Source organism: Pseudoxanthomonas sp. 3HH-4, assembly GCF_006716465.1.
In the GTDB taxonomy this organism is placed as follows: Bacteria; Pseudomonadota; Gammaproteobacteria; order Xanthomonadales; family Xanthomonadaceae; genus Pseudoxanthomonas_A.
Genome location: NZ_VFPB01000001.1, coordinates 118,970 through 141,530 on the forward strand (window position 1 = coordinate 118,970; position 22,561 = coordinate 141,530).

At 67.4% G+C, this 22,561-nt stretch carries 23 protein-coding genes; 14 read left to right on the top strand and 9 right to left on the bottom strand.

What is annotated here, in order from left to right; genetic code table 11:
- Nucleotides 1-90: 90 nt before the first annotated feature.
- The gene (locus FB548_RS00470) at nucleotides 91-549 is read left to right on the top strand and encodes a PepSY domain-containing protein (protein WP_142122821.1); all 459 of its coding nucleotides are present in this window, start codon (nucleotides 91-93) and stop codon (nucleotides 547-549) included.
- A gap of 58 nt (nucleotides 550-607) precedes the next feature.
- Here FB548_RS00470 and FB548_RS00475 read toward each other — a convergent pair whose 3' ends face one another.
- The 4 genes from FB548_RS00475 to FB548_RS00490 all read right to left on the bottom strand — a co-directional run bounded on the left by FB548_RS00475 (nucleotide 608) and on the right by FB548_RS00490 (nucleotide 4,712).
- Complete coding sequence (locus tag FB548_RS00475; protein WP_142122822.1) at nucleotides 608-1,858, bottom strand: TCR/Tet family MFS transporter; 1,251 nt, start codon at nucleotides 1,856-1,858, stop codon at nucleotides 608-610.
- Nucleotides 1,859-2,043: 185 nt separating this feature from the next.
- On the bottom strand, nucleotides 2,044-2,910 hold the full coding sequence (locus FB548_RS00480) for a D-hexose-6-phosphate mutarotase (protein ID WP_142122823.1): 867 nt from the start codon (nucleotides 2,908-2,910) through the stop codon (nucleotides 2,044-2,046).
- Nucleotides 2,907-4,187, bottom strand: coding sequence for a lytic murein transglycosylase (locus tag FB548_RS00485; RefSeq protein WP_255470247.1), 1,281 nt, complete (start codon nucleotides 4,185-4,187; stop codon nucleotides 2,907-2,909). Before FB548_RS00485 ends, FB548_RS00480 begins: the two co-directional genes overlap by 4 nt.
- 102 nt (nucleotides 4,188-4,289) lie before the next feature.
- Nucleotides 4,290-4,712 carry a protease inhibitor I42 family protein gene (locus FB548_RS00490; RefSeq protein ID WP_185741923.1) on the bottom strand — a complete coding sequence of 141 codons (423 nt, stop codon included), beginning with the start codon at nucleotides 4,710-4,712 and terminating at the stop codon, nucleotides 4,290-4,292.
- A gap of 69 nt (nucleotides 4,713-4,781) precedes the next feature.
- On the opposite strand from FB548_RS00490, the gene queF reads away from it, so the two are divergent.
- From queF to FB548_RS00515, 5 genes are all read left to right on the top strand, one after another.
- A complete protein-coding gene (gene queF, locus FB548_RS00495) occupies nucleotides 4,782-5,600 on the top strand; it encodes an NADPH-dependent 7-cyano-7-deazaguanine reductase QueF (RefSeq protein ID WP_142122825.1) in 819 nt (272 codons plus the stop codon).
- A gap of 107 nt (nucleotides 5,601-5,707) precedes the next feature.
- A complete protein-coding gene (locus tag FB548_RS00500; RefSeq protein ID WP_142122826.1) occupies nucleotides 5,708-6,013 on the top strand; it encodes a LysM peptidoglycan-binding domain-containing protein in 306 nt (101 codons plus the stop codon).
- 34 nt (nucleotides 6,014-6,047) lie between these two features.
- Nucleotides 6,048-6,530 carry a hypothetical protein gene (locus FB548_RS00505; RefSeq protein ID WP_142122827.1) on the top strand — a complete coding sequence of 161 codons (483 nt, stop codon included), beginning with the start codon at nucleotides 6,048-6,050 and terminating at the stop codon, nucleotides 6,528-6,530.
- 256 nt (nucleotides 6,531-6,786) lie between these two features.
- Nucleotides 6,787-9,018 carry an NADP-dependent isocitrate dehydrogenase gene (locus tag FB548_RS00510; protein ID WP_142122828.1) on the top strand — a complete coding sequence of 744 codons (2,232 nt, stop codon included), beginning with the start codon at nucleotides 6,787-6,789 and terminating at the stop codon, nucleotides 9,016-9,018.
- Nucleotides 9,019-9,203: 185 nt separating this feature from the next.
- A complete protein-coding gene (locus FB548_RS00515) occupies nucleotides 9,204-9,551 on the top strand; it encodes a gamma-glutamylcyclotransferase family protein (protein ID WP_142122829.1) in 348 nt (115 codons plus the stop codon).
- A 141-nt stretch (nucleotides 9,552-9,692) separates the two neighbouring features.
- Here the strand turns inward: FB548_RS00515 and FB548_RS00520 are convergent, their stop codons facing one another.
- Nucleotides 9,693-9,920 (bottom strand): hypothetical protein, encoded by a 228-nt coding sequence (locus tag FB548_RS00520; RefSeq protein WP_142122830.1) that lies wholly within the window; start codon nucleotides 9,918-9,920, stop codon nucleotides 9,693-9,695.
- Nucleotides 9,921-10,029: 109 nt separating this feature from the next.
- On the opposite strand from FB548_RS00520, the gene FB548_RS00525 reads away from it, so the two are divergent.
- The 4 genes from FB548_RS00525 (at nucleotide 10,030) to FB548_RS00540 (ending at nucleotide 16,323) form a co-directional block, all read left to right on the top strand.
- Nucleotides 10,030-10,908 (top strand): LysR substrate-binding domain-containing protein, encoded by an 879-nt coding sequence (locus tag FB548_RS00525; protein WP_142122831.1) that lies wholly within the window; start codon nucleotides 10,030-10,032, stop codon nucleotides 10,906-10,908.
- Nucleotides 10,909-10,938: 30 nt separating this feature from the next.
- Nucleotides 10,939-12,648: a bifunctional isocitrate dehydrogenase kinase/phosphatase gene (aceK, locus tag FB548_RS00530; protein WP_142122832.1), complete on the top strand. Its 1,710-nt coding sequence runs from the start codon at nucleotides 10,939-10,941 to the stop codon at nucleotides 12,646-12,648.
- A 67-nt stretch (nucleotides 12,649-12,715) separates the two neighbouring features.
- Nucleotides 12,716-15,421, top strand: a complete 2,706-nt coding sequence (locus FB548_RS00535) for a bifunctional acetate--CoA ligase family protein/GNAT family N-acetyltransferase (protein ID WP_142122833.1) — start codon at nucleotides 12,716-12,718, stop codon at nucleotides 15,419-15,421.
- Entirely contained in the window at nucleotides 15,418-16,323 is a 906-nt protein-coding gene (locus FB548_RS00540) for a hypothetical protein (RefSeq protein ID WP_142122834.1), read from the top strand. The genes FB548_RS00535 and FB548_RS00540 overlap by 4 nt, the downstream gene beginning before the upstream one ends.
- A gap of 10 nt (nucleotides 16,324-16,333) precedes the next feature.
- Here the strand turns inward: FB548_RS00540 and FB548_RS00545 are convergent, their stop codons facing one another.
- On the bottom strand, nucleotides 16,334-17,362 hold the full coding sequence (locus tag FB548_RS00545) for an NADP-dependent oxidoreductase (RefSeq protein ID WP_142122835.1): 1,029 nt from the start codon (nucleotides 17,360-17,362) through the stop codon (nucleotides 16,334-16,336).
- A gap of 143 nt (nucleotides 17,363-17,505) precedes the next feature.
- On the opposite strand from FB548_RS00545, the gene FB548_RS00550 reads away from it, so the two are divergent.
- A complete protein-coding gene (locus FB548_RS00550; protein ID WP_142122836.1) occupies nucleotides 17,506-18,372 on the top strand; it encodes a class I SAM-dependent methyltransferase in 867 nt (288 codons plus the stop codon).
- Between the two features lie 39 nt (nucleotides 18,373-18,411).
- On the opposite strand, the gene FB548_RS00555 is transcribed toward FB548_RS00550, so the two are convergent.
- Both FB548_RS00555 and FB548_RS00560 read right to left on the bottom strand, forming a co-directional pair.
- A complete protein-coding gene (locus tag FB548_RS00555; protein WP_142124033.1) occupies nucleotides 18,412-19,155 on the bottom strand; it encodes an anti-sigma factor in 744 nt (247 codons plus the stop codon).
- Nucleotides 19,156-19,166: 11 nt separating this feature from the next.
- Nucleotides 19,167-19,691 (bottom strand): sigma-70 family RNA polymerase sigma factor, encoded by a 525-nt coding sequence (locus FB548_RS00560; RefSeq protein WP_142122837.1) that lies wholly within the window; start codon nucleotides 19,689-19,691, stop codon nucleotides 19,167-19,169.
- 144 nt (nucleotides 19,692-19,835) lie between these two features.
- Here FB548_RS00560 and FB548_RS00565 point away from each other — a divergent pair, with 144 nt between their 5' ends.
- The 3 genes from FB548_RS00565 to FB548_RS00575 all read left to right on the top strand — a co-directional run bounded on the left by FB548_RS00565 (nucleotide 19,836) and on the right by FB548_RS00575 (nucleotide 22,133).
- The gene (locus tag FB548_RS00565) at nucleotides 19,836-20,945 is read left to right on the top strand and encodes a catalase family peroxidase (RefSeq protein ID WP_142122838.1); all 1,110 of its coding nucleotides are present in this window, start codon (nucleotides 19,836-19,838) and stop codon (nucleotides 20,943-20,945) included.
- Complete coding sequence (locus FB548_RS00570; protein WP_142122839.1) at nucleotides 20,942-21,523, top strand: cytochrome b; 582 nt, start codon at nucleotides 20,942-20,944, stop codon at nucleotides 21,521-21,523. The genes FB548_RS00565 and FB548_RS00570 overlap by 4 nt, the downstream gene beginning before the upstream one ends.
- A 73-nt stretch (nucleotides 21,524-21,596) precedes the next feature.
- A complete protein-coding gene (locus FB548_RS00575; protein WP_142122840.1) occupies nucleotides 21,597-22,133 on the top strand; it encodes a pseudouridine synthase in 537 nt (178 codons plus the stop codon).
- 18 nt (nucleotides 22,134-22,151) lie between these two features.
- Here FB548_RS00575 and FB548_RS00580 read toward each other — a convergent pair whose 3' ends face one another.
- A complete protein-coding gene (locus FB548_RS00580) occupies nucleotides 22,152-22,532 on the bottom strand; it encodes a hypothetical protein (RefSeq protein ID WP_142122841.1) in 381 nt (126 codons plus the stop codon).
- Nucleotides 22,533-22,561: the final 29 nt, after the last annotated feature.

Here is a 22,561-nt window from a genome sequence, read left to right on the forward strand (position 1 = left end):
CGTGGAGTGTTCAGTTTGAAGTCGTCGAATTCACCCGGGGGTGATGCGGGTGTGGGCAGCATCGCCGCTACACCCTTGCAGGAGAATCCCATGCAGACCATCCGTCACCGCCACCGTCTGTTGACCCTGGCCGCACTCGCCGCCCTTTCCGGTGCCGCTTTCGCGCAGGCGCCGGCCCCCACCGCCGGCAAGGATGCGTTGAAGGAGCCGCAGGTGCGCGCGCTGCTGACCGAGAAGGGCTACACCAACATCGACGATCTCGATTTCGAGGACGGCCAGTGGGAGACCGATGCCACCAGCGCAAACGGTGACCGCGTGGATGTACGCGTGAACCCCGCCAGTGGCGACGTGGTCGCCGAGAAACTGGTATCCAACCTCAGCGAGAACGATGTGAAGGCGAAGCTGACCGCCGCCGGCTACTCCAAGATCCACGATGTGGATTTCGATGACGGCGTGTGGAAGGCCGAGGCCGAACGCGCCGACGGCAACGATGTGGAGATCCATCTGGCCGCCAACACCGGCGAGATCATCCACGTCGAAAACGACTGACCTCCGGGCTGCATCGTTACCTACAGGAATGCCGCCCCAGGGCGGCTTTCCTTTTTCGTCACGGGGCGGCTGCGGGCGTTCGCGAGGGCCGCGCGAAGCGCCAGCCCACCAGCCAGCCGACGGCCAGCAGCAGCGCCGCCAGCAGCCACGGCGCGCCGGGCAGGTGCGCGGGCGCCTGCTTGCCGATGAACAACGCGAACGTACCGGCGAACATCATCGGCCCGACGATGCCAGCCAGGCTCACCAGACTCATCAACGCCCCCTGGATGCGACCCTGCACGTCGGCACCCACCTGCTGCGTAATCAACGCCTGCGTGGCCGGACCTGCGAGCCCCCACAGCGCACTGATCGGCAACCCGATCAGGAACATCCAGCCGACGTCCGCGACCCCATAGATGAAGAAACCGACCACGCCGCAGGCCAGGCCGAACAGCAGCGTGCGGCGCTCGCCGAACTTCGGCACCACACGGCCGACCAGGCCCGCCTGCACGATCACGCTGAACACCCCCACCGCCGCCAGTACCCAGCTGACCTGACGCTCGCTCCAGCGATACTGGTACTCGGCGAACAGCACGAACACGCTCGGATAGACGTAGTGCGCGAGGTTGGCGATCAGCACCACCGCGGCCAGCCCGAACACCTGCGGATAGCGCTTCAGCAACACCATCGATCCGACCGGGTTGGCATGCGCCCAGTCGAACGTCGCGGTCCGCTTCTCCTTCGGCAGCGATTCCGGCAGCACGAAGTACCCGTACAGGAAGTTCAGCAGCGCCAGGCCCGCCGCGAACCAGAACGGCAGGCGCAGGTCGATGGCGCCCAGCTCGCCGCCGATGATCGGGCCGATGATGAAACCGACGCCGAACGCCGCGCCGATCATGCCGAAGGCCTTCGCCCGGCCTTCCGGCGGCGTGATGTCGGCGATGTAGGCATTGGCCGTGGTGAAACTGGCCGAGAACACGCCCGAGAAGATGCGCGCCACTAGCAACCACGGCAACGACTGGGCGAGCGCCATCAGGATGAAGTCGATGCCCAGCCCCAGGCACGAAAGCAGGATCACCGGCCGACGACCGAAGCGGTCCGACAGTGTTCCCTGGATCGGCGTGCAGACGAACTGGATGGCCGCGAACAGCATGCCGAACACGCCTACCCACCACGCCGCCTGCGCGAAGTCACCACCCGTGAACTGGCGCACCAGCCCGGGCAGGACGGGAATGATCACGCCGAACGACAGCACGTCGATCAGCACGGTGATGAAGATGAAGATCAGCGCGGCGCGACGGCCGGGTTGTGCGTGCGATTCGGCGTTCACGGGACCGAGACAGGCGGAAGGGTGCGCAAGTGTAGGCCATGCCACGCTCCATGGCGGGCCCTGTAGGAGCGGCGTGAGTCGCGACCGCGAGCCTTACGCAAACGAAGATCGACGGGCCGCAGGAATCGTGCCTGCCGTCAAAAGAAGTTGCGGCGGACGGTCCGCGGTCGCGACTCACGTCGCTCCTACAAGGGACTCGCCGAGATCACCTGGCTCAGTCGGTGCCGCTGGCCAGGCTCCAGTTCGATCGCGTCCCCGCTGGCGTTCGCGGCTTCCAGGCAAACAAAGTTCCGCCATCCCGCGTCGGGTAGATCGGCCATGTCGCGCGCGCCGGCTTCGCCCGGATTCCACACCACCAGCGAGCGGCTGCCGAAGGTGTCCAGCCGGATGCGGCGACCGCCTGCGGGATCAAGCAGATCGAAACGGTGTCCGGTGCCGGCATAGATGCGGTCGCTGCGGCCGGGATCGCGCGGGTCGTGCAGCGACCAGTCGCCGGACTGCACGTGCGTGCCGCGATCGTACTTGTCGTCGTAGCGCAGGCCGTCGAGCCCCGTGACGCGCACCTGCATTGCATCGGCGACGTGGAAGTAGGTATGCAGGGCCTGCGTCAGTCGATACGGTGCGTCGCCACGATGCAGGGTGTCGATGCTCTGCCGCAGCTCGCGCCCGATGTGCAGGGACATCTGCAGTTCCAGCGGCACGCCGTCGCGCAGCGGCAGCGCGAGTTTCAGCACGGCACTGCCATCGGCCTCGCGCCGCACGTCGGTCAGCGGCCAGCGCGAGAGGCGTGCGTGGCCGTGCTGGGGGGCGTCGTCCGGCTGCCCCTGTCTGCCGAAGTATGGCCAGCAGACAGGCACGCCGCCGCGGATCGCTTTCGGCGGTAATGCGGTGTTGGGTGATAGCCAGAGCAGGTCATCGAAGCCTGTTGGCACGAACGACAGCACCTGCGCGCCATGCAGACTGAGGCGGGCGACGGAGTACGGTGTTTCCACACGCAGCACATCGATGCCCTGCCAGGCCTCACGGATCACACCTTCGGGGAGCGCATTCATGGCCGGGGCGGCTCCGGCGGTGCGACGGGTGGACCTTCGGCCCTCAGTGCGGCGAGGATCTTCGTGCCGGCCCGGCCGTCCGCCGGCAGCAGGCCCAGCCGCTGCTGTTCCAGGACGATGGCGCGCCGCGTCTGCGTGCCGATCATGCCGTCCGGGGTACCGATGGCGTGGCCCCGCGCGAGCAGCAGGGTTTGCAGCGCGCGGCGTTCCGGACGCCCCAGGCCGGGATCGTCCGTCGGCCAGGGCGTGACCAGACCCGTGCCGCCGCGCAGGCGGTCGGCCAGCAGCGCGATGGCCAACGCGTAGCTTTCCGCCGCGTTGTAGGAATAGATCGCGTCGTAGTTCTTGAACACCACGAACGCAGGACCCGCGACACCCGTCGGCACCAGCACCGCGGCATTGCGGTCATCCGGCGGCAACGGCTGGCCATCGATGCGCACGATGCCCTGCGCCAACCACTGGCTCAGCGGCTTGCGGTTCGTGCGTCCGGCCTGCGCGATGTCGAAGCCGGCAGGCAGCTTCACCTCATAACCCCACGGCTCGCCGGTGCGCCAGCCGGACTTCACCAGGTAGTTCGCGGTAGATGCCAGTGCGTCGGGAATGCTGTCGATCAGGTTGCGGCGACCATCGCCGTCGAAGTCGACCGCAATGCGTTCGTACGTGCTGGGCATGAACTGCGTATGGCCGAATGCGCCGGCCCACGAGCCGTTCAACCCTTCCGCCCGCACGTCGCCCGCCTGCAGCAGCTTCAGCGTGGTCAGGAATTCGCCACGGAAGAACGCCTGCCGCCGGCCAAAGCACGACAGCGTAGATAGTGACACCAGCAGCGGACGTTTGCCGAACACGCGACCGTAGTCGCTCTCCACGCCCCACACGGCGACGACGGTCGCAGGGTCCACGCCATAGGCCTGCGATACACGACCCAGCAGTTCCGCATGCGTCGTCAGCATCGCCTGCCCATCCGCCACGCGCTGGTCATCGACCAGGGCAGCCAGGTAGTCCCAAAGCGGCGTGGTGAATTCCGGTTGTGCGTCCAGCAGGTCCAGCACGCTCATGTCGGCAGCCAGGTCCTTCGTGTACGTGTTGAAGTTGGCGGTCGTGACGCCCTGCTTCTCGGCAACGCCGCGCAGGGTGGTGATGCAGGTGGTGAATGCCGGGTCGGCCACGGGGACAGCGACCGGCGGCACGATGGGCGCGGGTGCCGCGGGCGGGGTCTGCGCCACGACAGGCGTTGCGACCATCAACGCCAGCCAGAAAGCGGATGCATGCGGAGTCATGACGGCCTCCCTGGCCTTCGGGGGAGCGATCACTTTGCCTTGCGAGGACATCGAAGCCAAGCCGAGATCGAACGCTGCGACCGTCATGTCCGGCGAAGTGGATCAGCGAACGATCACCTTGTATTCGACTGCTTCCGCCGGCGGTACCGTTTCCCAATAGCGCCGGTACACCATCCGCACGGTGGCCTCGCCCGCCTTGTCCGCGCGGAACCACCAACGCGCGAGCGATGGTGCGCCCGGCATCGGCGGTTGGGTATCCATGGGCGGCGGCGTCGCCGGGCCCGTGGTACGCGACAGCACCGGTGCTCCGTCCGACGTGAATTCCCACTGGTAGCCCGTGCTGGCATTGGCCATCAAGGCAATCTCAAGCACCTGGCCCACCCGCATCGTCACCGGCGCGTCGCCTTGTGGGCGGACCAGGCCATCGTCGGACAGCGCATCCGTGGGCGGACCGCTGCCGATGACAGGGCCGCTGGCACAGGCGGACAGCAGCAGGCACAGGCACGGCAACAGCAGTGATCGCATGGTCGCGTCCTTCCTGGAGACGCCGCCCTTATACACCCCGGCTTTAGGCCCCGTCCGTAAAATGGCGGTATGAACAACACCCCCCAGGATTCCTCGCTGGGTCGCGAGGTCGCGTATCCCGCGCATTACGACCCCACCCTGCTGTTCCCCATCGCACGCCAAGGCGCGCGGGACGAGATCGGCATCGCCGCCGACGCCCTGCCTTTCGTCGGCCACGACCGCTGGCATGGCTATGAACTGAGCTGGCTGGATGCCCGCGGCAAGCCGCACGTGGCGACCGCCACGCTGACCGTGCCGTGCACCTCGCCATGCCTGATCGAATCCAAGTCGCTCAAGCTCTACCTCAACTCGCTCAACAGCACCCGCTTCAACAGCGACGCCGCCGTGCTGGAACGCATCGCCACCGATCTGTCGGCGCGCGCGGGTGCCGACGTGCAGGTCGTGTTCGGCCTGCCGCCGATGGCGGACGCGCCGGAGGGTGAATCGATCGACGGGCTGGACGTGGAGATAGACCATTACGGTCCACCGCGCGCCGATTTTCTCGCCGCCGATCCAGAACAGCAGGTCGAAGAAGCACTGTCATCCGAACTGCTGAAGTCGAACTGCCCCGTCACCGGCCAGCCCGACTGGGCCACGGTGGTGATCCGTTACCGCGGCCCGCGCATCGACCGTGTCGAGCTGTTGCGCTACCTGGTGAGCTTCCGCGACCACGCCGAATTCCACGAACAATGCGTCGAACGGATTTTCCACGACGTGATGGCGCACTGCCGACCTTCGTCGCTGTCCGTCGAAGCGCGCTACACACGGCGCGGCGGCCTGGACATCAACCCGTGGCGGGCAACGTCGGACATGAATGCACCGCTCATGAAGCGCGACATACGACAGTAAAGTTACTCACCTAACAATTGAGGCGATTTCACGCCCGCGCTATGGTTTCTTAACAACGTACGTGCAACGCTTGCTCATCCCACAGCCCGCCAGGAAGGGTGGTTGCAATGAGCACAGAAAAGAAGGCCGACTTCTCTGGCGTCACCGCCAGCGTAGACAGCACGGCTCCCCAAGTGGAGAAGGCTGATTTCTCCGGTGTAACGGCTCGCGTAGACAGCACTGCCGAAATCGTCGGAGAGCAGACCTACACCATCGAGAAGGGCGACACCCTCTCCAAGATCGCCAAAGAGCATCTCGGAAGCGCCAATGCGTGGAAGCAGATCTTCGAAGCCAACCGCGACACCATCGACGATCCCGACCGCATCTTCCCCGGGCAGGTCATCAAGCTGCCGCCGAAGCCCGCCGACGCCTGATCGCCACCCCACTTCATCCACAAGGATTGAACCCATGAAGCAGAATCGTATTTCCTACGCCCTGGCCATTGCGCTGGTTGGCACCATCGCCGTGGCAGGCTGCAAGAAGAAGGAAGAACCCGTCGTTGCGCCGCCGGCCGCCGTCGAGCCCGCGCCAGCACCGGCCGAGCCCATGCCTGCCCCGATGCCGGTCAGCGCCACCAGCGTCACTGTGGGCAACACTGCCGCCGCGGACAAGTCGGTTGCTGCTGTGGGCATGTTCGGCGTGAAGGACAAGATCATCGTGTCGGTGAAGACCGATGCCGCAACGCCGGCCAACGCTGCGATCGACGCAAAGTTGACGTTCCAGGACGGTCAGGTGGCCGGTCAGCAGACGGCAAGTGTCGTGGCGGGCGGCGTGGATACGACCAACATCGAGTTCACCAACACCAACGCCTGGCCCGCCGGCAAGTACAAGGTCGACGTGACCTTGAACGGCCAGCCGGTCGGCATGACCCAGGAAATCGAAGTCAAGTAATCCGCAAGGCAAGTCTCTCTCCCACGTGTGTGGGGCAAGCTCGGGCGTGGAGGAATCCACGCCCGCTTTTTTTGCGTGGCGTTTGGACGGGCGGACTGTTTCGGCCGCAACCGCTCCGACCGCGACCCCCCTGTCCCGGGACAGGTGCGGCACGCGACACCCGCATCCATACCCCCTCGTTTTGCCCTGCGTGCGGCGGCGCGCGACAATGGCGTGCTGATTTCCCCATCGCCCCTTGTCGAGAGTCCTGATCCCCATGTCGGATACGCCCCGCATCATCTACACCCTCACCGATGAAGCCCCGTTCCTCGCCACCCAGTCGCTGCTGCCGATCGTCGAAGCGTTCACCGCGCCCGCCGGCATCGCCGTGGAGACCCGCGACATCTCGCTGGCCGGCCGCCTCCTGTCGCAGTTCCCCGAATACCTGAGCGATGCGCAGAAGATCAGCGACGACCTGGCCGAGCTCGGCCAGCTGGCGACGCAGCCGGAAGCCAACATCATCAAGCTGCCCAACATCAGCGCCTCGGTGCCGCAGCTGAAGGCCGCCATCAAGGAGCTGCAATCCCAGGGCTACCCGCTGCCGGACTACCCGGACGAGCCGAAGGACGACAAGGAAAAGGACGCCAAGGCACGCTACGACAAGATCAAGGGCAGTGCGGTGAACCCGGTGCTGCGCGAAGGCAATTCCGACCGCCGCGCGCCGCTGTCGGTGAAGAACTTCGCCCGCAAGCATCCGCATCGCATGGGTGCTTGGAGCAACGATTCGAGATCGCACGTGGCGCACATGGCCGCCGGTGACTTCTTCGGTAGCGAACAATCGGCCACGCTGACGGCCGATGGTGCGCTGAAGATCGAACTGGTTGCCAACGACGGCACGGTCACCGTGCTGAAGGACAAGGTGAAGGTGAAGGCTGGCGAGATCGTCGATGCCGCCTCGATGAGCCGCAAGGCGCTTGCCGCGTTCGTCGCCGCCGAGATCGCGGATGCCAAGGCGAAGGGCGTGCTGTTCTCGCTGCACCTGAAGGCGACGATGATGAAGGTCTCCGACCCCATCATGTTCGGCGTGGTCGTCAACGAGTTCTACAAGGCCGCGCTGACCAAGCATGCCGCCGTGCTGGAGCAGATCGGCTTCGATGCCAACAACGGCATCGGCGATCTGTATGGCCGCCTGGGCGCACTGCCGGCGGAGCAGCAGGAGGCCATCAAGGCCGACCTGCAGGCAGTCTATGCCGACAGCGCCGCCGTGGCGATGGTCAACTCCGACAAGGGCATCACCAACCTGCACGTGCCGAGCGACGTGATCGTCGACGCCTCGATGCCGGCGATGATCCGCGACTCCGGCAAGATGTGGAATGCCGAGGGCAAGCTGCAGGACACCAAGGCCGTCATCCCCGACCGCTGCTACGCCGGCATCTACCAGGCGGTGATCGACGACTGCCGCGCCAACGGCGCGTTCGACCCGGCCACGATGGGCAGCGTGCCCAACGTCGGCCTGATGGCGCAGAAGGCCGAGGAGTACGGCAGCCACGACAAGACCTTCCAGATCCCCGCCGACGGCACCGTGCGCGTAACCGACGACGCCGGCAAGATGGTGTTCGAGCAGAAGGTGGAAGCCGGCGACATCTGGCGCATGTGCCAGGCCAAGGACGCGCCGATCCAGGACTGGGTGAAGCTGGCCGTGGGCCGCGCGCGCCTGAGCAGGACGCCGGCGATCTTCTGGCTGGACAAGGACCGTGCGCACGACGCGCAGGTGATCGCCAAGGTCGAGCGCTATCTGAAGGACTACACCACCGACAATCTCGACATCCGCATCCTGCCGCCGGTCGAGGCGATGAAGGTGTCGCTGGAGCGCATCCGCAAGGGCGAGGACACCATCTCGGTGACCGGCAACGTGCTGCGCGACTACCTGACCGACCTGTTCCCGATCATGGAACTGGGCACCAGTGCGAAGATGCTGTCGATCGTGCCGCTGATGGCCGGCGGCGGCCTGTTCGAGACGGGCGCCGGCGGTTCCGCGCCGAAGCACGTGCAGCAGTTCCTGGAAGAGGACTACCTGCGCTGGGATTCGTTGGGCGAGTTCCTCGCGCTGGCGGCATCACTGGAACATCTGGGCCAGCGCTACCTCAACACGCCAGCGAAGGTGCTCGCCAACGCGCTGGACGTGGCCAACGGCCGCATCCTCGACGAGAACCGCTCTCCCGCGCGCAAGGTCGGCGAACTCGACAACCGTGGCAGCCACTTCTACCTGGCCCTGTACTGGGCGCAGGCCCTGGCTGCGCAGGACGAGAATGCTGAGCTGAAGGCGAAGTTCGCGCCGCTGGCGAAGGCCTTGGCCGACAACGAAGCCACGATTCTCGGCGAGTTGAACGGCGCGCAGGGCAAAGCGCTGGATATCGGTGGTTACTACCATCCCGACATCGCCAAGACCGCGGCCGCGATGCGTCCCAGCAAGACCTTCAACGACACGCTCGCGACGCTGTCTGCTTGACGTCCAGCGCCTCACCGCTGCATCCGACGCCCGGCTTTTGCCGGGCGTTGTGTTTCCAGTCTGCGATCTCCACTGTAGGAGGGGCTTCAGCCGCGACAGCATGACATCGCGTGCATCCAGGTCGGGGCTGGCTTTCAACATCCGAATGGCTGGGCAACCCCTTCTACAGGATCCGTTCCGACTCGATGGACGACGCCCGCAACATCCTCCTTTTCTCGTACGGCACGCTGCAACTGGAGAGCGTGCAGCGGTCGTCGTTCGGCCGCCGGCTCGAGGGCGAACCCGATGCGATGCCCGGCTATACGCGGACGATGGTGGAGATCACCGACCCTGCCGTGCTGGCTGCGAGCGGTGAACGCTTCCATCCCATCGTCAGCCCCAGCGGCGATCCGACCGACGAAGTGGCCGGCACCGTCTTCCGCATCAGCGCCGAAGAACTCGCAGCCGCCGACCGATACGAGGTCGCGGATTACCGGCGCGTGCAAGTGCGCCTGGCGTCCGGCCGCGATGCCTGGGTGTACGTGAGGGCGTGAGTCAGAACGCATCCCGCAGCCCGTTGTAGGAGCGACGTGAGTCGCGACCGCACGGCTTGGCCACCGGACAGTTCGCGAGAACGGAAGGATTCCGGTCGCGACTCACGTCGCTCCTACAGGGAGATCTTTCCTTGACGCTGGTCAGCGGAACAACGACAGCGAGGTCATCGTGCGCAACCGACGCGCACTGAGTCGTTCCAGGGCACGCCGGTGCCGGACCGTGCCCGCCGCATCATGCACGTGGTGGGGGTGGTCTTCCTGTGCCTGCGGAGGCGCGATGGAATGGACGACATGACCCTGCAGGAACAGCATGCCCTGGCTCATGCCTCCCAGCTGCTGCCACCATTGTTTCCTGGTTTCGTTTTGCATGGGACTGCTCCGTGGCGCCGGCTTCCGGCTTGAAGGACTACCAAGCTAGGCGCATCATCGGCACTGAAAAAGCGAAACCTCCGCAACCCAGCCTTGAGGTGGATTCAAGATGAGCCGGCTCCCGCTGGACCAGGTGGACGCGTTCGTCACCGCTGCCCGCCTGCGCAACCTGACGCGTGCGGCCGAGGCCATGCACCTCACCGTCAGCGCGCTGAGCCATCGCATGCGACTGCTGGAGCAGCGCCTGGGCCACAAGCTGCTCGCACGTGGACCGCGCGGCGTGGAACTGACGCCGGATGGGCAGCGCCTGTTCGACGCGATCTCGGGCCCGCTCGACACCATCGACCATGCCCTGCGTCGCGCGACCTTGCGCAACGATCACACGGTCACGCTGAGCCTGATCCCGTCGATGGCGACCGCATGGCTGGTACCGCGCCTGCCCGCCTTCCTCGCAGCGCATCCGGAACTGGGCCTCAACCTGCAGTCGAGCACGCACGTGGTCGACTTCGAGCGCGAACCCGTGGACCTGGCGCTGCGCCTGGGGGGTGGCCGTTGGCAGAACGTGCATGCCGAGTTCCTGTTCCACGAATGGATAACGCCGGTGGCCAGTCCCGCGCTGGTGAAGAAGCACGGCAAGCCGGCGCCGGACCAGATGGCGAAGCTGCCATTGCTCGGCGACCCCGCCAATCGCTGGAAGGACTGGTTCGAGCACTTCGGCGGGCAACCGCCCACGCGCTACGTGGCGCAGTTCGACGACACCGAAACGCTGCACCAGGCCGCAGCGCAGGGCGTCGGCGTGGCGCTGGCGCGCTGGACGCTGGCCGAGCCGCTGGTGAAAGCCGGGCGGCTGGTGACGCTGACGAAGAAGCGACTGCAAGCCGACTTCGCGCACTACCTGGTCTATCCCGAACGCAGCCTCGCGCATCCCGGCTTTCGCAAGGTACGTGGCTGGTTGCTGGAACAGGCAGGCATCGCGGTGGAGCGATGACTCCAGCGGACGGCGGCTAACATCGCGCGCATGGTCCACGACGACGCCATCGCCCGCCTGATCCACGACGCCTTCGCGGACTACCACGCGCGGTTCGCCGAGATCACGCAGCGTGCGAAGGGGCGGTTCGAGACGATGGACTGGGCGGGCGCCCGTGCCGATGCGGTAGAACGCATCGAACTGTACGACCAGTGCATCGCCGAGTGCGCGCTGCGGCTGCAGTCGGTACTGCTGGGACAGACCCATGACCGGACGCTGTGGATCGCCGCGCGTACGGCGTTCGAAAGATTGGTCGCCGGACAGATCGACCGCGAGCTCTACAAGACGTTCTACAACACACTCAGCCGGCGCTTCCTGCGTATCCGCGGCGTGGATCCGGCGCTTGAGTTCGTGGCGCTGGATGTCGAACCCACCGACGCCATCACCCACCCGGTCGCGCGCCACAGCTACGCGGTGTCCGAGCAGCGGCCGACCGACACCTTCGCACGCGTGTTGGCGGACTACGGTTTCGACGTTCCCTACGCGCACCGCACGCGCTGCGCGGCGGCGATCGCGGTGCGGCTGCAGGACGACCTGGCGCACTGGGGCGCGAACCCGGTACGCGGCATCGAGCTGCTGGACACCGTGTTCTACCGCGAACGGCGTGCCTATCTGGTGGGCCGCGTGTTCGGAGAACACCGGTTCTCGCCCTGTGTCATCGCCCTGATCAACGACGGCGGACAGCTGAAGGCCGAAGCGGTGCTGACCCATCGCGGCGACGTGGCACACTTGTTCGGCACCTCGCGCAGCTATTTTCACGCCGATCTGACGACGGTCGGCGACGCGGTGGTGTTCCTGCGTTCGCTGTTGCCGGGCAAGCCGATCGACGAGATCTATACCGTGCTCGGCCGCGCCAAGCAGGGCAAGACCGAGCGCTACCGGACGTTCTTCCATCATTTCGCCGCGCTTCCGGACGAACGGCTGGTGCACGCCGAGGGCACGCGCGGCATGGTGATGGCCGTGTTCACCTTGCCCAGCTACCCACTGGTATTCAAGGTGATCCGCGACCGCTTCGCCTACCCGAAGGCGATGAGCCGGCAGGACGTGGAGGACAAGTACGACCTGGTGTTCCACCTGGACCGCGTCGGCAGGCTGCTCGATACGCAGGCGTTCCGTTTCCTGCGCTTCCCGCGTGCGCGTTTCTCGCCTGAACTGCTGCAGGAACTACGTGAGAGCTGCGGCCAGAGTATCAGCGAAGACGGCGACGACCTGGTCATCCACCTGTGCTACGTGCAGCGTCGCTTGCGGCCGCTGAATCTGTACCTGCGCGAGCAGAAGGCGGATGCGGCACGCATCGCTGCGCTCGACTACGGGCAGGCGATCAAGGACATGGCGCGCAACAACATCTTCCCTGGCGACATGCTGCTTAAGAACTTCGGCGTGTCGCGCCACGGCCGCGTCGTGTTCTACGACTACGATGAACTCCGCCTGCTCACCGATTGCCGGTTCCGCGACTGGCCGCAACCGGCGACGTACGAAGAACAGATGGCGGACGGCCCCTGGTTCCACGTGGACGCGGGCGACGTGTTCCCCGAGCGCTTCCCGCAATTCCTGGGCCTGCCCGAACTGCAGGCGAAGGCCTTGAAGGCCGCGCATGGCGACCTGTTCCGTCCCTCCTGGTGGCGCGACCTCCAGTCGCACCTCGCCGACGGCGACTACCCGGATACTGCGCCTTACCCGGATGCATTGAAACTGGCGTGACCGCGCGCATGCGGACTCGACCCGCATCGCGCTACCCTTGCCGGCATACGGAGAACGCTGTCCTGCCATGAGCACCTACCGTCTCGATTCGATCTTCCGGCCGCGTGCCGTGGCGGTGGTGGGCAGCCAGTCGCGACCGCGGTCGGTCGGTCGTGCGGTGGTCGAGAACCTGCGCGCCGCTGGCTTCGAGGGCCAGATCGGGCTGGTGAACAAACACCCGACGCCGATGGACGGCGTGGCGACCGTGCGGCATCTTCGCGACCTGCCGTGGACGCCGGACCTGGTAGTGATCGCCACGCCGGCGGCGACCGTGCCGCAGCTAGCGGCAGAAGCGGCGGAAAAAGGGGCCGGCGCCGTGGTGGTGCTGACCGCCGCGATGGGCAGCGGCCCAGGTTCGCCCGCCGCGCAACTCGAAGCCCTCACGCGCGAGAAAGGCCTGCGCGTGCTGGGTCCGAATTGCCTTGGCGTGATCGCCCCGCACGCGCGCCTCAACGCCAGCCTCGCGAGCCGTTTTCCGAAGGCCGGCGACCTGGCGCTGATTTCGCAATCGGGCGCGATCTCCGGCGGCTTGGTGGAATGGAGCATGAGCCAGCCGGTCGGCTTCTCCGCCGTCGTGTCGCTGGGCGATGCGCTGGACGTGGATTTCGCCGACTTGCTGGACTACTTCGCCACGGACACGCGCACGCGCGCGATCCTGCTGTACGTGGAAGCCATCCATGATGCGCGCAAGTTCATGTCTGCCGCGCGCGCGGCGGCGCGTACAAAACCGGTGGTGGTGGTGAAGTCCGGACACAGCGGCCGCGCACAGGTGACGCCCGCGGGGAGTACGCACACGCAGAACCTGGCACGCCCGAACGCGGTCTATGGCGCGGCGTTCCGCCGCGCCGGCCTGCTGCGCGTGCGCTCGCTGCACGAGCTGTTCGCGGCCGCACGCACGCTGGGCCAGGTGCGTCCGTTCCATGGGCGTCGCCTGGGGATCCTGACCAACGGCGGCGGCGTGGGGGCACTGTCGGTCGATCATCTTTACGAACAGGGCGGCACGCTGGCGACATTGTCCGATGCCACCCGCGATGCATTGGACCGCATCCTGCCGGTGGGCTGGTCGCGCACCAACCCCGTCGACCTGCTGACCGACATCGATGCCGACCGTTACGCGGCGACGATCGAGGCCCTGCTTGCCGATCCGGAAAATGATGCATTGCTGGCAGTCAACGTGCCGACCGTGCTGTCCTCGTCGTCGGAGGCGGCCAACGCGGTCACCCGCGTGCTCTCGCAGCGGCCGGCACAGGGGGCCCGCAAGCCGGTCTTCACCGTTTGGCTGGGCAACGACCCGCAGGCCGAAGCCGTCCTCGACGCCGCGCAGGTGCCGCGCTATCCGAACGAGTCCGATGCCGTCGCCGGCTTCATGCACCTGGTCCGCCACCGCGAGGTGCAGGCCGCGCTGATGGAGACGCCGCCCAGCCTGCCGGAAGACTTCAGTCCCGACGTGGCCACCGCGCGCATGCTGGTCGATGCTGCGTTGGATGCCGGCCAGACCTGGCTGGATCCACTGGCCACCACGCAGCTGCTCGCGGCGTACGGCATCCCGATGGCGCCGCTGTGGCGGGCCATCGACGCAGAGGATGCCGCCCGCATCGCGGCGCCGCTGCTGGCAGAAGGCGTGACGGTGGCGGTGAAGATCCTGTCGCCCGATATCCCGCACAAGTCGGACGTCGATGGCGTCCGTCTGAACCTGCCGAACGCCAATGCCGTGCGCGAAGCCACGATCAACATCCTGCAGCGCGCGCGCGAACGCCGGCCAGAGGCACGCATCGAAGGCGTGCTGGTACAGCCGACGGTGCTGCGGCCGAAGGCACGCGAGCTGATCGCCGGGATCGCCGATGATCCCGTATTCGGTCCGGTCATCGCGTTCGGTCGCGGCGGCACCGCGGTGGAAGTGATCAACGACCAGGCGGTCGCCCTGCCTCCGCTGGATCTGCGCCTGGCGCACGAGCTGATCGCGCGCACCCGCGTTTCGCGCGTGCTGAAGGCTTACCGCGATGTTCCTGCCGCCGATGAGCGTGCCGTCGCGCTGGTGCTGGTGAAGCTGGCGCAGCTGGCCGCCGATATCCCCGAGATCCAGCAACTCGACATCAACCCACTGCTGGCGGACCGCGATGGCGTGGTAGCCGTGGACGCGCGCATCGCGCTCGCGCGCGGTCGCGCGCTGCACAAGGGCCGCGGCCATCCGCGCTTCGCGATCTTCCCGTATCCGAAAGAATGGGAACGCACCATCGACCTCGCCGATGGCCGGCCGGCGCTGGTGCGCCCGGTACGACCGGAAGACGACGCGATGTTCCGCGAGTTCTTCACCCACGTGACCGACGAAGATCTGCGCCTGCGCTTCTTCCAGTCCGTGCGCCACTTCAGCCACGAATTCATCGCGCGCCTGACCCAGTTGGACTACGCGCGCTCGATCGCACTGGTCGCTGTGCATCCGGATACGCACGAGATGCTCGGCGCAGTGCGCCTGCACGCCGACGCGAACTACGAGAAAGGCGAATACGGCATCCTGGTGCGCTCGGACCTGAAGGGCCATGGCATCGGCTGGAAGCTGATGCAGATCATGATCGAATACGCGCGATGGCTGGGCCTGAAGGTCATCGAGGGCCAAGTACTGCGCGAGAACCGCACCATGCTGGCGATGTGCGAAAGCCTCGGCTTCACGGTGAAGCTGGACCCCGACGATCCCACGCTGATGAACGTCAGCCTGCCGGTGCCCTCCTCCGCATGAAGCGCCGCACCGTGCTCGTCGCGACGTCACTGGCGCTGGTGGCGTCGGTTGCCGGCGTCATGACATGGAAAGCTGCACCCCTGAAGCGCACTTCCGTGCCCAAGGCGTCGATCCCGGAAGATGCGAGCCTCCTGGAGACCGCTCACTACCGCGTGCACAGCACGGCCACGCCCACACAGACCCGGGAGATCGCCGCCGCCGCGGAAAGCCTGCATGCCGCCTACCTGGCGTTGTTCGCAGACCATGTGGTGCCGTCGACTACGCCGCTGACCCTGGTGCTCTATCGCGACGCGGACGAGTTTGCGCGCAACAACCGCAGCCGACCGTGGGCCGAAGCCTATTACCTGCGCCCCGCCTGCTACGCGTACTACGGGGGCGGAAAGGCGAACCCGTACCACTGGATGCTGCACGAAGCCACGCACCAACTGAATACAGAAGTCGCCAGATGGCGACTGCCCGCCTGGGCCAATGAGGGCATCGCCAGCTATCTGGGCGCTGGTTGGATGGAGAACGGCGTCCTGACGCCTGGCCGCAGCGACCCGGATGCGTATCCAATCTGGTGGCTGTCCGGCATGGGGTTGACGGGCAATCTCCCTGCCGACGTCGCCGAAGGCCGCATCATCCCGTTGCGACAGTTGCTGGAAGGCACGGGCCCCGACATCAACCAGCACGTCAACCTGTACTACCTGCACTACTGGAGCCTGTCCCACTTCCTCTTCCACGCGCGGGAAGGCGCGTACGCGACACCTTACAAGCAGCTATTGGCGCAAGGTGCCGCGACACGCGATTTCGAACGACTGATCGGGCCCATCGACGCCGTCGAATCCGAGTGGTACGACTACCTGCTGGCGGCCATGAAGACGATGCAGCGACACGATGCGGAGAACGGCATCGCGCGCTGAGCGCACCGTGTCAGAGCTTCACCACCACCTTGCCGAAGTTCTCCCCGCGCAGCAGGCCGATCAGCGCGCGCGGGGCGTTCTCCAGGCCTTCCACGATGTCCTCGCGGTAGCGGATCTTGCCGTCGGCGAGCCATCCGCCCATCTCGCGCAGGAACTGCGGATACAGCGCGATGAAGTCGTGCTGGATGAAGCCGCGCACGGTCAGGTGGCGGGTCAGGATCTGGCTCATCAGCCAAGGCATGCGGTCGGGCCCAGCCGGCAACGCCGTGTCGTTGTAGTGCGCGACCAGTCCGCAGACCGGGATGCGGGCGAAGTCGTTGAGCAGCGGCACGACCGCATCGAAGACCGCGCCGCCGACGTTCTCGAAATACACGTCGATGCCATCGGGACAAGCGCCACGCAGCTGGTCGGCGAAGTCCGGCGTGCGGTGGTCCAGCGCCACGTCAAAGCCGAGCTCGTCGCGCAGGTAGGCGCGCTTGGCTTCGCCGCCGGCGATGCCGACGGTACGCGCGCCCTGCAGCTTCGCGATCTGTCCCACGGTCGCACCGACCGGGCCGCTGGCCGCGGCGACCACGACGGTTTCGCCGGGCTGCGGCTTGCCGATCTCGTGCAGGCCGACGTAGGCGGTGAATCCCGGCATGCCATGCACGCCCAGCGCGGTGGTCAGCGGCGCGACACGCGCATCCAGCCTGCGCCTCAGCATCCCGCCATCGGCAACGGCATGTGTCTGCCAGCCGCCGTGCGCCAGCACCACGTCACCGACCTTGAGGTCGGGATGGCGCGAATCGATGACCTCCGACACCGTGCCGCCGTCCATCACTTCGCCGATCTCGACGGGCTTGGCGTATGAGCGCCCGGCATTCATGCGTCCGCGCATGTACGGGTCCAGCGACAGGTAGCGGTTGCGCAGCAGCACCTGGCCTTCGCCGGGCACGGGCAGCGGCATGTGTTCCAGGCGGAAGTCGTCGGCGGTCGGCTCGCCACGCGGACGCGCGGCCAGCGCGATGCGGATGTTGCGGGTGGCGTCGTGGGCGGTCATGCGAGGTCTCCGGAGCAGCCGAGACATGCAGTCTAGCGATGCCCTATCCGTGTGCGATGAAGCGTGCCTGTGGTGCGACGGCCGCGATGCCCGGTGAACAGACCGCGTGCTAGGCTCCGCGCACCTTTCTGGAGGGCTGACGCATGACGATCCGCATTGTTCCGCTGTCCCTGGCGCTCGTGGCCGCACTGGCCGCATCGCAACCGTCGTTTGCCGCATCGCCGGCCAAGCCCGCGGACACCGCGCAGGCACTGCCCGCCGCCGACGCGGCGGCGCTGGACACCGCGCTGAAGGGCGAGTGGCGCGACCCGAAGAACGTGGCGCGCGACACCCATCGCCATCCGAGGGAAACCCTGTCGTTCTTCGGTGTGACGCCCACGCAGACCGTCGTGGAGATCACGCCGGGCGGCGGCTGGTACTCGGAAGTCCTGGCACCCTACCTGAAGAACGACGGCCGCTACGTGGCCGCGGTGGTGGACCCGGCGGCGGCGGCGGAGAAGAGCCGCAACTACTATCAGCGCAGCCTGGACGGGCTGCAGAAGAAGTTCGCCGACGGTCCGGCGCAGTTCGACAAGACCGCCGTGGTGAAGTACGACCCGGCCGCGCCGGTGTTCGGCACCGCAGGCTCCGCCGACGTGGTGCTGACCTTCCGCAACGTGCACAACTGGCGCAGCGCCAACCAGGCCGAGGGCATGTTCAAGGGCTTCTTCGCCGTGCTGAAGCCGGGCGGCGTGCTGGGCGTGGTGGAGCACCGGGCGAACCAGGACGTGGCCGCGGATGACGACTCCGGCTATGTCAGCGAGGCGCAGGTGATCGCGCTGGCCGAAGCCGCCGGCTTCCGCCTCGACGCGAAGAGCGAGGTCAACGCCAACCCGAAGGACACCAAGGACCACCCGAACGGCGTGTGGACCCTGCCGCCGTCCAACAACCACCCGGAAGCCGACCGCGCGAAATACCAGGCCATCGGCGAGAGCGACCGCATGACGCTGCGGTTCGTGAAACCGCGTTGAGTCGCGCCCGGTGCGGCCCGTCCGGGGTCGCACCGGCGGTCAGCCGTTCTCCAGCAGGCGCGGCAATGCGCGTGCGGCGGCATCGGCGGCATCGCTGACCAGCGCGAAGCTGGTGTCGCGGCGGGACCAGTACTGCGCCAGCAGGTCGCCATCGCGGCGTTGACCGTCGCCGGCCAGCCGGCCACGCGGCCGCAGATAGAAGCCGACCCGCGCGCCCGATCCGTCCTGGTAGACCAGCATCGCGGCGGCGCCCTGTTCGGTGGACAGCAAGCGACCGCCCATCAGCCGGTAACCGGCCTGGCTGAGATCGGGCACACGCCCGGCCTCGCCGAAGTGACGCAGCAGCCAGCGCTGCAGGTCGTCCGCACGGGCCGTGTCGAATTCCATCGGCGGCGCATCGGCCTCGGCGAACTGGCGGTACGCGGCCACCGCATCCGCCATGGGCAGGTTTGAAGGCGACGGGCGTAGCTCGCGCATCTGCCAGCCCGCGCCACCGCCGATGACGAACGCAAACACCCATGAGGCGGCGATGCCCACGCGCCGGCGGCGCCGCGCCTGCAGGCCGCGTCTGACCTGTGCGGGCGTCAGCGATGCATTCGCGGGCCAGCGTTCGGGATTCGCGGCCAGCGCGCGCAGGCGTTCGGCATCGCGCTTCCAGCCTTCCACCTGGGCCGCGCGCTCCGGATGCGCCTCCAGCCAGGCGGCGACGACCGCACGGCGCGCAGGATCGAGCCGGCCGTCGACGTAGGCGTGCAGTTCGTCGTCCGTGGGTGCGTCGTGCAGGGTCTTGATGGTCATCGCAAGGCCTTCAGGGTGGACGTGGGCGGCGTTTCCTCCTGCATCGCGCGCAGTGCCTGGCGCGCGCGCGACAACCTCGACATCACCGTGCCCACCGGGATGCCCAGCGCGTCGGCGGCCTCGCGGTAGGCCAGCCCTTCCACGCTCACCAGCATCAGCAGCGCGCGCTGCTCGGGCGCCAGGCGGGCGAAGCCGGCCAGTGAAGTGCGTGCGTCGAACACCTGCTCGGGCGTGGGTGACGTGGTGTCGTCCTCGGCGGAGAACAACCGTGCGATGCGCTTCCAGCGTGCCGCACGCCGATGCTCGTCGACGAAGATGCGGTACAGCACGGAGAACAGCCAGGCCTGAAGCGCCGACGGGTCGCGCATGTCGGCGCCGCGCGTCAGCGCGCGCTCCAGCGTGGCCTGGACCAGATCGTCGGCGGCCGCGGCGTCGGATGCCAGCGAGCGCGCGAACCGGCGCAGGCGCGGGATCAGCACGTGCAGGGTCTCGTCGTCCAGGGGGGGCGGTCGGGCGGGCATGGGCCAGTCAGGGCGGGAATGAGGGTAGGACGCACCAATATCCGGATTATTCCCGTCCGCGTATGCATCCGGATGCACACGCACGGCGCGGGAATAAATCCGGCACCCATGCGTCCCACCGGCATACACGAACAGGAGCGCCTCATGCCGCCTCTCCCAGACGATCCATCACCGCCCTCGCCGCCATCCCGCCCCTGGGGTCCCTGGGCCGCCATCGCCTGTCTGGTGCTGGCTCTGTCGCTGGTCTTTGCCTGGGTGGCAGGATGGATCGGGCCGGCCGGGCGACTCACCGCGCCGCGCCTGGTGAACGACATCGAGAACGGCAAGCCCTTTCCCGGCTTCCGGCGCGCGCATAGCCGGGGCGTCTGCGTGGCCGGCTACTTCGAACCGAGCGCAGAGGCGGCCACGCTGTCGCGTGCACGGGTGTTCCGGCAGCCACGCACGCCGGTGCAGGGTCGCCTGTCGATCGGTGGCGGCGATCCCTTCGGTGCCGAAGCACAGGCGCGCGTGCGCAGCCTGGCGTTGTCGCTGCGGACCGATGACGGGCAGGAGTGGCGGATGGCGATGAACAGTTTTCCGTTCTTCGCCGTCGCCACGCCGGCGGGCTTCCACGCGCAGCTGCTGGCTTCGCGACCCGACCCGGCCACCGGCAAGCCCGATCCGGCGAAGATGGCGGCGTTCCTCGAACGGTATCCGGAAGCCGCTCGCTTCCAGGCCTGGGCCAAATCCGCGCCATGGTCGAGCAGCTGGGCGAATACCGAATACAACGGCGTGAATGCCTTCCGCTTCATCGATGCACAGGGGCGATCGCGCTTCGTGCGCTGGTCGATGCAGCCGCAGGCCCCGTTCCAGCCGCTGGCGGACACGACCCGCCGGCGGGCCGAGGCGGACTACCTCCAGCGCGAGCTGCAGGAGCAACTGGCGCAGGCTCCGCTGCGCTGGGACCTGGTGGTTACCGAAGCGGCGGCCGGCGATCCGGTCGACGATCCTTCGCAGCCCTGGCCGGCGTCGCGCCCGACGCATGTGGCCGGTACGCTGGTGCTGGAGCGCAGCGAACCGCAGGCGACCGGCGCCTGCCGGGACGTCAACTACGACCCCACCGTGGTACCCGATGGCGTGGCGCTGTCCGACGATCCCATCCTGGCCGCGCGCGCGGCCGCCTACAGCGTCTCGTTCAACCGGCGCGAGCGCGAGACCGCCCGCGGCGATATCGCCAGGCCCGCACCTGCGCACGGTACGGAGGCGACACGATGAATCGCGGCGAGCACTTCGACACCTTCGCGCGCGTACTGCACTGGGGCATGGCGGTGCTGATCCTGGCGATGCTGTTCGTCGGCGTGGGCATGGTCGCCTCGCTGACGCTGCGCCCGGTGCTGATCGACCTGCACCGTCCATTGGGCATCACGCTGCTCGTATTGGCCGTGATCCGATTGCTGCACCGCTGGCGTCATCCGCCACCGCCGCTGCCCGCTTCGCTGCCGCGCACGCAGGTGCTCGCGGCCAAGGCCTCGCACGTCGCGCTGTACGCGGCCATGCTGGCGATGCCGCTGCTCGGCTGGGCGATGCTGTCGGCGGGCGGCTATCCGGTGCGCATGACGTCGTCGTTTTCGCTGCCGCCGATCCTGCCGCACGATCCGGCGCTGTACAGCCTGTTGCGGCAGGCACACGGATGGCTGGGCTATGCGCTGTTCGCCTTGATCCTGCTGCACATGGCCGCCGCGCTGCATCACGCCTGGGTGCGCCGCGATGGCGTGTTCGAGGCGATGGCGCGTGGGCGATCCAGGACGACGACCGCGGCCGAGCCGGATCCGGAGGCGCGACCGGAAGCATGAGGGCGATCGCGCGCTGGACGCGGCGCGCCGATGACGTTGCAATGCGCCCTGTCGTCTCTCCGGAAAACTCCGTGTGCTGATCGCCTTCAACAAGCCGTTCAACGTCCTCTGTCAGTTCACCGATCGCAGCGACCCGCCGCGCAGGACGCTGGCTGAGTTCGGACTGCCGCCGCGCGTCTATGCGGCGGGACGGCTGGACTACGACAGCGAAGGCCTGCTGCTGCTCACCGACGATGGTTCGCTGGCGAACCGGCTGACAGATCCACGGCACAAGCAGCCGAAGACCTACTGGGTGCTCGTGGAAGGCACGCCCGCGGACGACCAGCTCGACGCGCTCCGGCGTGGCGTGGTGTTGAACGATGGACCCACGCGGCCCGCGGTGGTGGAGCGGCTGGATCCGGCACCCACGCTGTGGCCTCGGGATCCGCCGGTCAGGTTTCGCAAATCCGTGCCCGACGCGTGGCTGTCGATAACGATCACCGAAGGCCGCAATCGCCAAGTCCGGCGCATGACCGCAGCGGTCGGCCTGCCTACGTTGCGCTTGGTGCGTGCCGCGATGGGCGACACACACCTGGGAGACCTTGCGCCTGGTACCTGGCGCCCGCTCTGACGCAGGCGCAGCGCAACATCAGCTCTCGGTGGCGCGGGTGGTGCTGCGCGGCTTGCGCGGCGTACCAGTCTTGCGCGCGGTGGAAGTCTTGGCCGTGCCGTTGACCTTGCGCGCTTCCACGCGACGCGATTTGCCCTCGATCGGACCGTTCGCCTGGTCCTGCTTGCGCTTCCGATAGGCCACCAGTGCAAGCAGGCCCACGCCGATGCCCGTGGCGACGGCGACCGCCGGGTTGCGCCGCACGAAGTTCACCGCGAGCCTGCCGCCGGTCTTCGCAACGCCGAGTGCGGCACCCGTCTGCAGCAACCTGTCGGCGCTCGGCACGGCGTGCTTGAGGCTGGTGCCAGCTTGGCTGGCCAGTTCCAGCGCGCGGTCGGTGATGGTGGTGAGCTTGCTCATGGGGGCCTTCCCTGAAAGAGGTGGGTAGG

Excerpts from the sequence above, each read along its gene's own strand:
- aceK (WP_142122832.1), top strand. The coding sequence starts at position 10,939 with ATGGTCCACGACGACGCCATCGCCCGCCTGATCCACGACGCCTTCGCG.
- FB548_RS00540 (WP_142122834.1), top strand. The coding sequence starts at position 15,418 with ATGAAGCGCCGCACCGTGCTCGTCGCGACGTCACTGGCGCTGGTGGCG.
- FB548_RS00485 (WP_255470247.1), bottom strand. The coding sequence starts at position 4,187 with ATGACTCCGCATGCATCCGCTTTCTGGCTGGCGTTGATGGTCGCAACG.
- FB548_RS00510 (WP_142122828.1), top strand. The coding sequence starts at position 6,787 with ATGTCGGATACGCCCCGCATCATCTACACCCTCACCGATGAAGCCCCG.
- FB548_RS00570 (WP_142122839.1), top strand. The coding sequence starts at position 20,942 with ATGAATCGCGGCGAGCACTTCGACACCTTCGCGCGCGTACTGCACTGG.
- FB548_RS00535 (WP_142122833.1), top strand. The coding sequence starts at position 12,716 with ATGAGCACCTACCGTCTCGATTCGATCTTCCGGCCGCGTGCCGTGGCG.
- FB548_RS00480 (WP_142122823.1), bottom strand. The coding sequence starts at position 2,910 with ATGAATGCGCTCCCCGAAGGTGTGATCCGTGAGGCCTGGCAGGGCATC.
- FB548_RS00520 (WP_142122830.1), bottom strand. The coding sequence starts at position 9,920 with ATGCAAAACGAAACCAGGAAACAATGGTGGCAGCAGCTGGGAGGCATG.
- FB548_RS00550 (WP_142122836.1), top strand. The coding sequence starts at position 17,506 with ATGACGATCCGCATTGTTCCGCTGTCCCTGGCGCTCGTGGCCGCACTG.
- FB548_RS00560 (WP_142122837.1), bottom strand. The coding sequence starts at position 19,691 with ATGCCCGCCCGACCGCCCCCCCTGGACGACGAGACCCTGCACGTGCTG.
- FB548_RS00490 (WP_185741923.1), bottom strand. The coding sequence starts at position 4,712 with ATGCGATCACTGCTGTTGCCGTGCCTGTGCCTGCTGCTGTCCGCCTGT.
- FB548_RS00515 (WP_142122829.1), top strand. The coding sequence starts at position 9,204 with ATGGACGACGCCCGCAACATCCTCCTTTTCTCGTACGGCACGCTGCAA.
- queF (WP_142122825.1), top strand. The coding sequence starts at position 4,782 with ATGAACAACACCCCCCAGGATTCCTCGCTGGGTCGCGAGGTCGCGTAT.
- FB548_RS00470 (WP_142122821.1), top strand. The coding sequence starts at position 91 with ATGCAGACCATCCGTCACCGCCACCGTCTGTTGACCCTGGCCGCACTC.
- FB548_RS00525 (WP_142122831.1), top strand. The coding sequence starts at position 10,030 with ATGAGCCGGCTCCCGCTGGACCAGGTGGACGCGTTCGTCACCGCTGCC.
- FB548_RS00580 (WP_142122841.1), bottom strand. The coding sequence starts at position 22,532 with ATGAGCAAGCTCACCACCATCACCGACCGCGCGCTGGAACTGGCCAGC.
- FB548_RS00500 (WP_142122826.1), top strand. The coding sequence starts at position 5,708 with ATGAGCACAGAAAAGAAGGCCGACTTCTCTGGCGTCACCGCCAGCGTA.
- FB548_RS00565 (WP_142122838.1), top strand. The coding sequence starts at position 19,836 with ATGCCGCCTCTCCCAGACGATCCATCACCGCCCTCGCCGCCATCCCGC.
- FB548_RS00545 (WP_142122835.1), bottom strand. The coding sequence starts at position 17,362 with ATGACCGCCCACGACGCCACCCGCAACATCCGCATCGCGCTGGCCGCG.
- FB548_RS00505 (WP_142122827.1), top strand. The coding sequence starts at position 6,048 with ATGAAGCAGAATCGTATTTCCTACGCCCTGGCCATTGCGCTGGTTGGC.